This window comes from Pseudomonas sp. SCPG-7 (assembly GCF_002156405.1).
GTDB classification, from domain to species: domain Bacteria; phylum Pseudomonadota; class Gammaproteobacteria; order Pseudomonadales; family Pseudomonadaceae; genus Aquipseudomonas; species Aquipseudomonas parakoreensis.
On the sequence record NZ_MVOO01000001.1, the window covers coordinates 381,499 to 393,631 of the forward strand.

Annotated in this window: 13 protein-coding genes; 10 read left to right on the forward strand and 3 right to left on the reverse strand. The window is 61.8% G+C overall.

The features are described from left to right. The 7 genes from B1722_RS01840 (at nucleotide 1) to B1722_RS01870 (ending at nucleotide 6,358) form a co-directional block, all read left to right on the forward strand. The gene (locus B1722_RS01840; protein ID WP_086791030.1) at nucleotides 1-705 is read left to right on the forward strand and encodes an energy transducer TonB; all 705 of its coding nucleotides are present in this window, start codon (nucleotides 1-3) and stop codon (nucleotides 703-705) included. 39 nt (nucleotides 706-744) lie between these two features. Next, the gene (locus B1722_RS01845) at nucleotides 745-2,442 is read left to right on the forward strand and encodes a putative porin (RefSeq protein WP_086791032.1); all 1,698 of its coding nucleotides are present in this window, start codon (nucleotides 745-747) and stop codon (nucleotides 2,440-2,442) included. Nucleotides 2,443-2,460: 18 nt separating this feature from the next. Next, nucleotides 2,461-3,090, forward strand: coding sequence for a hypothetical protein (locus B1722_RS01850; RefSeq protein WP_041072649.1), 630 nt, complete (start codon nucleotides 2,461-2,463; stop codon nucleotides 3,088-3,090). Nucleotides 3,091-3,111: 21 nt separating this feature from the next. Beyond that, a complete protein-coding gene (locus tag B1722_RS01855) occupies nucleotides 3,112-3,582 on the forward strand; it encodes a YbjN domain-containing protein (protein WP_086791034.1) in 471 nt (156 codons plus the stop codon). Next, entirely contained in the window at nucleotides 3,579-4,526 is a 948-nt protein-coding gene (locus tag B1722_RS01860; protein ID WP_041072652.1) for a peptidylprolyl isomerase, read from the forward strand. Before B1722_RS01855 ends, B1722_RS01860 begins: the two co-directional genes overlap by 4 nt. 165 nt (nucleotides 4,527-4,691) lie before the next feature. Beyond that, entirely contained in the window at nucleotides 4,692-5,672 is a 981-nt protein-coding gene (locus B1722_RS01865) for a LysR family transcriptional regulator (protein WP_086791036.1), read from the forward strand. A gap of 176 nt (nucleotides 5,673-5,848) precedes the next feature. Further along, on the forward strand, nucleotides 5,849-6,358 hold the full coding sequence (locus tag B1722_RS01870; protein ID WP_086791038.1) for a GNAT family N-acetyltransferase: 510 nt from the start codon (nucleotides 5,849-5,851) through the stop codon (nucleotides 6,356-6,358). A 20-nt stretch (nucleotides 6,359-6,378) separates the two neighbouring features. Here B1722_RS01870 and B1722_RS01875 read toward each other — a convergent pair whose 3' ends face one another. Beyond that, nucleotides 6,379-7,071 (reverse strand): aspartate/glutamate racemase family protein, encoded by a 693-nt coding sequence (locus tag B1722_RS01875; protein ID WP_086791040.1) that lies wholly within the window; start codon nucleotides 7,069-7,071, stop codon nucleotides 6,379-6,381. 205 nt (nucleotides 7,072-7,276) lie between these two features. Between B1722_RS01875 and B1722_RS01880 the strand changes: the two genes are divergently transcribed. After that, nucleotides 7,277-7,768, forward strand: coding sequence for a hypothetical protein (locus tag B1722_RS01880; protein ID WP_086791042.1), 492 nt, complete (start codon nucleotides 7,277-7,279; stop codon nucleotides 7,766-7,768). A gap of 194 nt (nucleotides 7,769-7,962) precedes the next feature. Here the strand turns inward: B1722_RS01880 and B1722_RS01885 are convergent, their stop codons facing one another. Continuing rightward, nucleotides 7,963-8,181, reverse strand: a complete 219-nt coding sequence (locus tag B1722_RS01885) for a hypothetical protein (protein WP_027613752.1) — start codon at nucleotides 8,179-8,181, stop codon at nucleotides 7,963-7,965. A gap of 18 nt (nucleotides 8,182-8,199) precedes the next feature. Next, nucleotides 8,200-9,627, reverse strand: a complete 1,428-nt coding sequence (gene ccoN, locus B1722_RS01890; protein ID WP_086791044.1) for a cytochrome-c oxidase, cbb3-type subunit I — start codon at nucleotides 9,625-9,627, stop codon at nucleotides 8,200-8,202. A gap of 344 nt (nucleotides 9,628-9,971) precedes the next feature. Here ccoN and B1722_RS01900 point away from each other — a divergent pair, with 344 nt between their 5' ends. Together B1722_RS01900 and B1722_RS01905 are read left to right on the forward strand one after the other, a co-directional pair. Next, nucleotides 9,972-11,645, forward strand: a complete 1,674-nt coding sequence (locus B1722_RS01900; RefSeq protein ID WP_086791046.1) for a nitrite/sulfite reductase — start codon at nucleotides 9,972-9,974, stop codon at nucleotides 11,643-11,645. After that, complete coding sequence (locus tag B1722_RS01905) at nucleotides 11,642-12,121, forward strand: DUF934 domain-containing protein (protein WP_086791048.1); 480 nt, start codon at nucleotides 11,642-11,644, stop codon at nucleotides 12,119-12,121. Before B1722_RS01900 ends, B1722_RS01905 begins: the two co-directional genes overlap by 4 nt. Nucleotides 12,122-12,133 lie beyond the last annotated feature (12 nt).

The window sequence follows — 12,133 nt, forward strand, 5'->3', positions numbered from 1 at the left end:
ATGACCGCACAACTCCCGATCGAGCCACTGCCGGTGAAGCGCTCGCCGTTGCGTTACCTGAAGTGGGGCGCCGGGCTGCTGCTCGGCGCGCTCGCCGCGTGGTTCCTGTGGCAGTGGGCCAATGACATGAGCGGCATCCGCCGTGAAGCGCCGAAGGTGCCGACGATCATTCCATTGCCGCCACCGCCACCTCCGCCGCCGGAAAAACCACCGGAGCCGGAAACCCCGGTGGAAGAAAAAGTCGTCGAGCCCGAACCCACGCCCGAGCCGCAAGAGGTCAAGCCCGAGGAAGAGGCGCCGCCATCGCCGGCGGACGATCTGGCCAACCCGATGCAAATCGACGGCGACGCCCAGAGCGGCAATGACGCTTTCAATATCGGCGCCGGCAAGGGCGGCGGCATGGCCGGAGCGGGTGGCGGACGCTTGGGCACCGGCACCTACAGCCAGTTCCTGGCGTTCACCTTCCAGCGTTTGCTGCGCGAGAACCCGGACCTGCGCAACCTCGCGTTTTCGCTGCAGGCCGATGTCTGGCTGAGCAGCGTCGGCGAAATCACCCGGGTCGAGCTGGTCAAGTCCAGCGGCAAGCCTGAGATCGACACTCAGGTGCTGGCCGCATTGCGTAACGCGCCCCATCTGAGCGAACGGCCACCGGCCTCCATCACCTTGCCTGTGCGCCTGTCCCTGCAAGGGCGGCGTCCGGGTTAACCGAATTCATAAAGCTGTATGAAAAGGAGTTGTGTGCAGATGATTTCCAACGTGAATCGATTGTCCCTGGCGGTCGGCATGGTCATCGCGACCCTGGTCGGGCAGGCCGCGGCAGCGCCTGCGCCCTCGGAGAACGCCACGATCAATCTGATCCGCTTGCTGGTCGAGCAGGGCATTCTGAAACAGGACAAGGCCGACGCGCTGATCGCCCAGGCGCAGAACGAAGCCGCCCAGGCCAAGCAGGCAGCGGCTTCGACAGCGGTCGCAGCCGGTCCGGTGGCCGCACCGGGCGATGTGCGCGTGCAGTACGTGCCCGCCGCGGTGCGCGACCAGATCCGCGATCAGGTCAAGGCCGAGGTCATGGCCACCGCCAAGCAGGAAAACTGGGCGGCGCCCAACACTTTCCCGGACTGGGCTTCGCGCATCAGCTTCGATGGCGACATCCGCCTGCGCGATGAATCGCGCTACTACCCGGGCAGCAACAGCAACGAAATCGTCGACTTCGCCAAACTCAACAACAACGGTCCGTACGACGTGAACCCCAACAGCAGCACCAGTCTGCCGCCGTTGCTCAACACCCGTGAAGACCGCACCAACCAGTTCCGCCTGCGCGCACGGCTGGGCATGAAAGCGGTGATCTCGCCGGAATGGACCGCCGGCATCCGCATCGGCACCGGCTCGGACAACAACCCGGTGTCGACCACGCAGAACCTCGGCGGCGGATTTGCCAAGAAAGACATCTGGCTCGATCAGGGCTACCTGAACTGGAAACCCGCGGATGAGCTGACCCTGACCGGCGGGCGCTTCACCAACCCGTTCATGTCTACCGACATGCTGTATTCCAACGACCTGAATTTCGACGGCGTGGCGGCGATTTTTGACCACAAGCTCAACCGCGACTGGGGCGTGTTCGGCACCGTTGGTGCGTTCCCGGTGGATTACACCAACGACACCACCACCAGCAACGGTTTCGACAAGGAAGAAAGCGACAACAAGTGGCTCTACGGCGCGCAGCTTGGCGCCAAGTGGGCGATCAACAGCAACAACCGCCTCAAGGGTGCGTTGGCCTATTACCGTTTCGACGACATTCAAGGCCAACGCTCCAGCCCTTGCGCACCGTGGGCCGGCGCTCCGGGCTGCGACACCGACGGCACTCGAGCGGCGTTCATGCAGAAGGGCAACAGCGTGTTCCTGCTGCGCGACATCACGCCGAACCCGGCCAACCCGACCACCACGCCGCAGCCGCAATTCGTTGGTCTTGCGTCGGAATTCAACCTGCTGGACCTGAACCTGGTATGGGACGCCGATCTGCCGCAAGACTTCAAATTGCGCAGCCAGGGCAACTACATCCACAACCTCGGTTACGACGAAGGCGACATGCGCAAGCGCTCCGAGGGGCAGATCGTCAACAACCTCAACAGCAACGGCGAGATCCAAAGCGGCGCCAATGCGTGGATGGTCCAGTTCACCCTTGGCAACGCGCTGGACCTGAAGAAGCAGGGCGACTGGAACCTGTTCGCCGGCTACAAGTACATCCAGCCGGACGCCTTGCCTGATGGCTTCAACGACTCGTCGTTCCACCTCGGCGGCACCAACGCCAAGGGCTATATCCTCGGCGGCAACTACGGTCTGGCGAAGAACGTCTACGCCACCGGCCGCTGGATGAGCACCGAGGCCGTGTACGGTGCGCCGTTCGACATCGACGTCTTGCAGCTTGAGATCAACACGCGCTTCTAAGGCGCCGGGAGTACGGTCATGCACGCACGAGTTTTACTGTTGGGGCTGAGTTTTTTCATTGCACATGGCGCGCACGCCGAAGGCATGGAGGAGCGTCTGCGTACCCAGTTGCGCAGCACCACTCAGCAGTTGCAGGCCCTGCAAAGTCAGCAGGCCCAGGCCAGCGCCGCGCAACTGGCGGCGCAGAATGAGGCCAAGGCCGCGCAGGCGCAGATCAAGCAATTGACCGCTGAACTGGCCAAGGCCAGAGGCGTGGCCGAACAGTTGGCCGGCCAGCAGCAGAATCTGCACAGCCAGGCGCAAGCGCAAGTCGCCGCCAGCAGCGAACAGGTCGGCAAATTCAAGAAGGCCTACGACGAGTTGCTGGTCATGGCCCGTGCCAAAGAGGCAGAACGGTCTAAGCTTCAAGCGCAATTGGCTGAACGTGACACACAAGTGCAGCAATGTTCAGTCAAGAATCAGCAGATGTACGGCGTCGCCAAACAGATCCTCAGCGCCTACGAAAACATCGATGTCGCCGAGGTGATGAAGATCCGCCAGCCCTTCGCGGGCAGCGCCCGGGTCAAGTTCGATGAACTGGCCCAAGGTTTCGGTGACGAGCTCTACAAGACTCAATTCGACGCGCCGCGAGCCGCGCTCGCGCATTGATTAACAAACAAGGAAGAAGTCATGACTCAATTGATCAGCCATGTGTCCCCGCAATCCCTGACCGAAGTCCTGCAAGCGGCCGGTTATCGCGTCAACCAGACCGAACAGAACGGCATCGTGCAGTTGCTCAGCGCCAGTCAGGGCATCGGTTATGCCGTGCGTTTCGGCAACCCGGCGGTGGAGCAGGGCAGCTACGTCGATTTCACCTTCAGCTGCGCGCTGCGGGTGCAAGGTGAGTTGCCACAAGGTGTGGCCGAGCAGTGGAACGCCACCCGGCGTTTTGCCCGGTTGTCATTGCAGGGCGAATTTCTGGTGATGGAAATGGACGTGGTGGTCGCGGCGGGTGTGAGCAACGAACACCTGCGTGGCAGCCTGGAGCTGTGGGACCGTTTGCTGCAGGAGTTCATCGTCTATCTGCGTGATTTCACCCAGGCCGCGCAAGCCTCGACAGCCAAAGTCGCGGTCGCCGAACAAGAGGAAGTCGCGCTGTGAAAAAGCCTGCCATGGTGATCGGCGCCGGGGCAGTGGCGCTGTTGGTGGTAGCCGTGGCACTGGTGCTGCGACCGGGCACTGACCCGGTTGCCGCCCAGCAATCGTCGCCCTTGGCGGCGGTTGCTGCGGGGCCGGCAGTGGCGCGGTTGGGCAATCAGCAGGTGACGCCACAGGAGTTGCAGGCATTGCTGGCGACATTGCCACCGGCAAGTGCCGAGCAACTGCGCGGCAACCGTGAAGCACTGGAGCGCTGGATTCGTACCCGTCTGGCAGAGAAAGCGGTGCTGGAGCAGGCCGATGCTCAGGGCTGGGCGCAGCGTCCGGACGTGGTGCGGCAAACCCGCGCTGCCACTGAGCAGATCGTCTTTCGCGATTATTTGCGCTCGGTCAGCACCGTGCCGGCGGACTACCCGAGTACGGCCGAGTTGCAACAGGCGTACGACGCCGGCAAAGCCAACTGGATGACCCCGCCGTTGTATCGGGTCAGCCAGATTTTCCTCGCGGTGCCGGATGCCCAGAGCCTGGACGCCGTGCGCAAACAGGCGGCCGAGCTGAGCAAGAAAGCCCAGAACACGCCGGGGGATTTTGCCGCGCTGGCGACTCAGTATTCGCAGGATCGCCTGACCGCCGAACGCGGCGGCGACACCGGGCTGCAACCGTTGCAGCAACTGGTGCCGGAGGTACGGGGTGCGGTGGCGAAACTGAAGGTCGGTGCGGTGTCCGAGCCGGTGCAGAGCGCGGCGGGTTTCCATGTGATCAAACTCACCGAACAGCAACCGGCGCGTACCGCGACCCTCGACGAACTGCGCGATCAACTGACCCAGGCCTTGCGGGCGCAACGCCAGGAGCAGATTGCCCAGGCGTATCTGGACGGGATGCTCAATACCGCGACGCTGAGTATCGACGGGGCTGAGCTGAACAAGGTCCTCGAAACCCACCAATAACCCTGTGGGAGCTGGCTTGCCAGCGATGGCGGAGAGTCAGGCAACACAGGGGCTGGATGTGAGTCCCCCATCGCTGGCAAGCCAGCTCCCACAGGATCTTCACCGGTTCAGACGTTCCATACCGCGCCGGAAGCATCAACAACAAAGATCGACAGGGAGTCATCGATGTCATTCACCGAACCCGCAGGACGACAGGGTAGCCCCGACTATCGCTGGGCACAGGGCGAGCGCGAGCCGTGGCTGGCGCAAGCCGCGACCATCGAAGCCGAGGTCGCGCAATATTTTCTGGTCAGTGCTCGCTGCGGTTGCTTTATGCAGGCGGCGCGCAGCCTCAACGTGCGCTCGACCTTGCTGCGCAAACAATTGGCGCAGCTTGAGCAAACGCTGCAGCACGCGCTGTTCAGCTTTCAAGGCAGCGTCTTGAGCCTGACCCGTGAAGGTCAGCAGTTGCAGGCGCAACTGGTGGCGCTGGCCCACGAACGCAGGCTGCCGGTGGTCGAGCAGCCGCTGATCCGCTTGGCGGTTGCCGAATCAATTCTGCATGACATCCTCGGTCGCGACCTGATCGCGTTGCTGCGGCGCAATGCCAGCGTGCGCCTGGAGATCATTGCGCTGGACAGCGAACTGGCGCTGCGCGCGGTCAGTGCCGACGTGGTGCTGTGGCTGGCCCACGGCGGAACCCCCAGCCCCGGCCCGACCTTTGCCACCAGCCAGCCGCAGGCGCTGGCGCGGCTTGACTACCTGCCGCACATCGCCAAACGCTATTCCCGCGTCACCGCGCGCCCGGCCAGTGCCGACGACCTCAGCGATTTCATGCTGGTGCAATGGCAGCACGACCGGCAGATCGACAGCTTTCGGCCGTGGAATGAACTGGTTGAACAGCGCCTGGCCGGTGTGGTGCAGATGCAGTCTTACGAGCTGATGCTGGAAATGATCCGCTGCAGCGCGTGCATCGGCCTGCTGCCGGCGTACATGAGCCGCTTCGATCGCGGGTTGATCGCGCTGCCAGGGCTGTTTGACGAGCCGATGCAGTTGCAGGCATGGCTGGCGGTCAACGTTGAATCCCAGGCGATAGAAGAAGTCCGCACGCTGGTCGAACTCACCCACCACACCTTCAACGAACGCCAGGAATGGTTTCAGACCTGACCCAATCCCCCGACACACCATTCCCTGTAGGAGCTGCCGCAGGCTGCGATCTTTTGATCTTGTCGTTTAAAAGCAAGATCAAAAGATCGCAGCCTGCGGCAGCTCCTACAGTTTGTATGTGTTTGAACAAGCAGTTTAGAGTGATTGGCCACCCATCGATCCAGGAAGGATCCGCCATGCCCGAGCACAACCCCGCCATCACCCTTGAACGCTTCAATGAATCGCACATCGAGGCCGTCACCGCTCTGTACAACGATCCGGCGGTGACCCGGCAGGTGTTGCAGATGCCGTTTCAATCTACCGAGATCTGGCGTCAGCGGCTGCTGGCGGAGAACGAGCGGATGGTCAAACTGGTGGCGCTGCATCAGGGCGCGGTGGTCGGTCATCTTGGCCTGGAAAACTATTCACGAATCCGCCGCGCCCACGCCGGCAGTGTCGGCATGGCGGTCGCCGTGGCGTGGCAAGGCAAAGGGGTCGGTTCGACACTGCTGGCGGCGGCGCTGGACGTCGCCGACAACTGGATGAACCTGCACCGGGTCGAACTCTCGGTGTACGCCGACAACGAGGCGGCCATCGGTCTGTACCGCAAGTTCGGCTTCGAGAACGAAGGCCTGTTCCGTGACTACGCGGTGCGCGACGGGCGATGGGTCGACACGCTGAGCATGGCCCGTCTGCGCCGTCGATAAGCCCAAAAATCCTGTGGGAGTCAGTCGCTCAATGCAAACGCCACCGCCGCCTGCGCATGCAGTTCGGTGGTGTCGAGCAGCGGCAGGGCGCTGTGTTCGGGTTTGACCAGCAGACCGATTTCCGTGCAGCCGAGGATGATCGCCTGGGCACCGCGCGTGGTCAGCGATTCGATCACTCGCTGATAGATTTTGCGTGATTCGTCACTGATCACTCCGACGCACAATTCGTCGTAGATGATCCGGTGCACGTCTTTGCGCTCGGCGTCGTCCGGCACCAGCACCGTCAAACCCTGCGCAATCAGCCGCTGCTTGAGAAAGTCCTGCTCCATGGTGAACGCCGTGCCGAGCAGGCCCACCGTGTGCGCATCAATATTCAGCGCGGCCTGCGCCGCCGGCTCGGCAATGTGCAGGAACGGAATGCTGATCGCTGCCTGAATCTGCGCCGCGACCTTGTGCATGGTGTTGGTACACAGCACCACGCATTCGGCGCCGCCGGCCTCGAGCCTGCGCGCGGCATCCACCAGAATCGCCGCCGCATCGTCCCAGCGCCCAGCGTGCTGGGCCTGTTCGACCGGGCCGAAGTCGACGCTGTACATCAGGATTTGCGCCGAGCGCAGCGGACCGAGGCGGTCGCGGACCTGTTGATTGATGAGTCGATAATATTCAGCGCTGGATTCCCAGCTCATGCCGCCGATCAAGCCGATGGTACGCATTGAAATTCCTCGTTCAATGGCCCGTATTGGAAAAGTCGGGCTCCGGCCGAGTGTCCATCGGTTGCACGACGGATGCCAGTACAAAGCAACTGTACCGTTGATCCATTTGCCAAGTGTCACGGTGTCGACGTTCGAGGTTAAACGTACGCCGGTACGCCGATCTGTCACTATCGACTCTCGCAGGCTCTCTCCGAGGAACGTACCGATGAACGACGTACAACAACTGGGCGAAATGCTTCGTCACTATGCCGAGAGTGAAGCGCACAAGAAGCAACTGTTCCAAACCCAGTCGCAGGCGTGGGCCAGCCGCATCACCGAACTGTTCGGCCAGATCCAGCAATGGCTGGAACCGGTGCAGGCACCGAACCTGCTGGAGGTGAGCCGCGAAGCTTACGTCGCATTCGGGCCGAGCACGCCGGTAGAAACCTCGACCTTCAAGACCGAGAAACTGAGCATCGTGATTGCCGGCAAAATGGTGGAATTCGTGCCGGACGTGATGGGCAGCGCCGGGCAGATTTCCCTGGCCGTGATGGGCCTGACGGCGGCGCGCTATGGCAGCATTTCGCTGGTGGGGTTGCCGAGCGGCGAGTGGCAGTGGCGCAAAACCAATGGCCTGAAGGATCCGGACACCTTCGTGTTTGATGCGGGCTTTCTTGCACAGCAGTTGCAGAGCCTGATTCCCCGCGATCGCGCCTAAGATCAAGCGCTAACCCCCCCCCTCACCCCAACCCTCTCCCCCAAGGAGGCGAGGGGGAAGGGAGCCTACCGGGTGCAATTCGAAAACTTGAGTTCGGCTCGGAATCTCAGGTCGGTGCATCTCGAAAGTACAACGCGGTCAGTTCCCTCTCCCTTGGGAGAGGGCTAGGGTGAGGGGCATGTCACTGACACCCCTCACATCTCCAGATTGATCCAGCCCGGTTTCGCCTCTTCCGGCGCCACCGCTTTCACGGTTTTGCCGGTGGCCAGTTCCACCCGCCGTGCCACCTCCGGATCATCGGCAAACGGCACCATGCTCGCATCGTCGAGGCTCTCTGAAGTCTGATGGCGCAGGCAGTACTCCACCGCCAGCCACAGAAACACCACGCCCAGCACATTCAAGAAAATATCCATCCTCTTCAGCTCCCTGCCTCAGGCGATCTGCGCCTGACTGCGCGCCAGCGCCACGTCGGCGACCCGCACCGTGCGCCAGACGTTGTAGGCCATCAGCAGCATGCCGCTGAGGAAAAACACCCCGCCGGCAAAGCGCACGATGAAGCCCGGATGACTGGCCTGCAGCGCCTCGACAAACGAATAGGTCAGCGTGCCGTCCTCGTTGATCGCCCGCCACATCAGGCCCTGAGTGATGCCGTTGACCCACATCGAGGCGATGTACAGCACCGTACCAATGGTCGCCAGCCAGAAGTGCAGGTTAATCAGCGGTGTGCTGTACATCTGCTCGCGGCCAAAGACTTTCGGCACCATGTGATACGTCGCGCCGAAGGTGATCATCGCCACCCAGCCCAAAGCCCCGGCGTGAACGTGGCCGATGGTCCAGTCGGTGTAGTGGGAGAGGGCGTTGACGGTTTTGATCGCCATCATCGGGCCTTCGAACGTCGACATGCCGTAGAACGCCAGCGACAGCACCAGGAAGCGCAGAATCGGGTCGGTGCGCAACTTATGCCAGGCGCCGGACAAGGTCATCATGCCGTTGATCATCCCGCCCCAGCTCGGCGCCAGCAGGATCAGTGACATTGCCATACCGAGGGACTGCGCCCAGTCCGGCAGCGCGGTGTAGTGCAAGTGGTGCGGGCCGGCCCAGATGTACAGGGTGATCAGTGCCCAGAAATGCACGATCGACAACCGGTACGAATACACCGGGCGATTAACCTGTTTCGGCACGAAGTAATACATCATTCCGAGAAAGCCCGTGGTCAGGAAGAACCCCACCGCGTTATGCCCGTACCACCACTGCACCATGGCATCGGTGGCCCCGGAATACACCGGATAGGATTTGAACCAGTCCACCGGAATCGACAGGTGATTGACCACGTGCAGCATGGCGATCACCAGAATGAACGCGCCAAAGAACCAGTTGCCGACGTAGATATGTTTGGTCTTGCGCTGCACCACAGTGGTGAAAAACACGATGGCATACGCCACCCAGACCACCGCCATCCACACCGCGCCGGAGAATTCGATCTCGGCGTATTCCTTGGTGGTGGTGTAGCCCAGCGGCAGGGTGATCAGCATGATCACGATCACCGATTGCCAGCCCCAGAACGTGAAGGCGGCGAGCTTGTCCGAATACAGCCGCACCTGGCAGGTACGCTGCACCGCGTAGTAACTGGCGGCGAATTGCGCGCTGCCGGCGAAACCGAAAATCACCAGGCTGGTGTGCAATGGCCGCAAGCGGCCGAAGGTGGTCCAGGGCAGGTCGAGGTTCATCTCCGGCCACACCAGTTGCGAGGCGATCCATACCCCCATCGCCATGCCGACGACACCCCAGAACACCGTCGCGATAACGAATTGGCGGACGACCTTGTAGTTATAAGCCTGTCCGATTGTTGCTGTGCTCATGGTCAGTTCTTCCACGGTTGCAAAGTCTTGCCAGGCCACCCTGGTCTGGCACGAGCTGCACTGTAGGAATACCGCCAGAAACAAAACAGGCTCAGGAATCTTTCATTTGTACGGATCAGATTGGAGTGCTGACTGCGGCGTTCTGCCGCGCCCTGATACGGTTTTTATCGTTTCAGGTGAATCTGTTGTGTGCTGCGCTGCTCGTCCATAGTGCCTTTACGAAAACTGTGGGAGCGAGCCTGCTCGCGAATGCGGTGTGTCAGCCAACAATGCAGTTGCCTGACACACCGCATTCGCGAGCAGGCTCGCTCCCACAGAATTAATTGATGAGGTGGGGCAGGCACATGTATCAATACGACGATTACGACCGCGCACTGGTGTTCGAGCGCGTCGCGCAGTTTCGCGATCAGGTCGAGCGCTTCATGGCCGGTGAATTGAGCGATGAGGAGTTCCTGCCGCTGCGCCTGCAAAACGGCCTGTACATGCAAAAGCACGCGTACATGCTGCGGGTAGCGATCCCCTACGGCACCCTGAGTGCCGAGCAGATGCGCACGCTGGCGAGCATTGCCGCCGACCACGATCGCGGTTACGGCCACTTCACCACGCGGCAGAACCTGCAGTTCAACTGGATCGAACTGGCGCAGGTGCCGGACATCCTTGAACGTCTGGCGCAGGTCAACATGCATGCGATCCAGACCTCCGGCAACTGTGTGCGCAACATCACCACCGAAGCCTTCGCCGGGGTCGCGGCGGACGAGCTGATCGATCCGCGCCCGCTGGCAGAAATCCTCCGGCAATGGTCGACGATCAACCCGGAATTCCTCTTCCTGCCACGCAAGTTCAAGATCGCCATCTGCTCGGCAAAACAGGATCGCGCGGCGATCATGATGCATGACATCGGCCTCTATCTTTATCCGGGGCGCGACGGGCAAATGCTGTTGCGAGTGATCGTCGGTGGCGGGTTGGGACGCACGCCGATTCTCGGTGTGCAGATCCGCGAAGGTTTGCCGTGGCAGCATCTGCTGTCCTACGTCGAGGCGATCCTGCGGGTCTATAACCGCCATGGCCGGCGCGACAACAAGTACAAGGCGCGGATCAAGATTCTGGTCAAGGCGCTGGGCATCGAGGCGTTCGCCAAAGAGGTCGAGGAAGAATGGCAACACCTCAAGGACGGCCCGGCGCAGTTGACCGAGGCTGAATACGCGCGGGTCGCCAGTGCTTTCGTGCCGCCGATCTATCACACCCTGGCCGATACCGATCTGGACTTCGGCACGTATCTGGCTGAAAGTCCGGCGTTCGCCCGCTGGGTCGCGCGCAACGTGCAGCCGCACAAGAAAGCGGGTTACACCAGCGTGGTGCTGTCGACCAAACCGGGTCTGAGTGCGCCCCCGGGGGATGTCACCGGGTTGCAGATGCTGGCGGTGGCCGACTGGGCGGAGCGCTTCGGATTTGGCGAAATTCGCATTGCCCACGAGCAGAACATTGTCCTGCCCGATGTGCAAAAGTCTGACCTGTATGCGCTCTGGCAACTGGCCTGCGAGCACAATCTGGGCAGCGCCAACGTCGGCCTGCTGACCGACATCATCGCCTGCCCGGGCGGCGATTTCTGTGCGCTGGCCAACGCCAAGTCGATCCCGATTGCCCAGGCGATTCAGGCGCGTTTCGCCAACCTCGATTACCTGCACGATCTGGGCGACATCAGCCTGAACATCTCCGGCTGCATGAACGCCTGCGGCCACCACCACATTGGCAATATCGGCATTCTCGGTGTCGATAAAAACGGCAGCGAGTGGTACCAGATCACCCTCGGCGGCGCGCAGGGCAAACACAGCGCATTGGGCAAAGTCATTGGTCCGTCCTTCAGTGCCGCTGAAGTGCCGCAGGTGATCGAGCGGATTATCGGTACTTTTGTGCGTTACCGCGAAAGCGAGGAACTGTTTGTCGACACCGTGGCGCGCATTGGCCTGGAGCCGTTCAAGGAACGGATCTATCCGAAAATGCTGGAGGTCTCGGCATGAACAATCTGCTGCGGCTGGAGCAGGGTGTGGCGCGGCAGGTCGAGGATGATCCGTGGACGCTGATTCGCGAGCCGGAGCAGGGCAGGCCGCAAGGGTTGCTGATCCTGCCGCTGGCGCACTGGCTGCAATCGCCCTCGACCCACGCGGTGTGGCTGGGGCCGGACGATGAAGTTGAAAGCGTGGTGCCGTGGCTGGCCTCGCTGCCGCTGATTGCCCTGGATTTTCCGAGCTTTCGCGATGGTCGCGCCTACAGTCAGGCGTATCTGCTGCGTAGCCGGTTTGGCTGGGCTGGCGAGTTGCGGGCGATTGGTGATGTTTTGCGTGATCAGCTCAGTCATATGCGCCAGTGCGGGTTCGACAGCTTTGCAGTGCGCGAGGACAAGTCGGCCGAAGATGCCCTGAAAGGACTGGCGGGGATGAGCGTGCTGTACGGCCGCTCGGTGATCGAGCCGCGCCCGCTATTCCGCAGACGCTGAAGACTCTGTGGC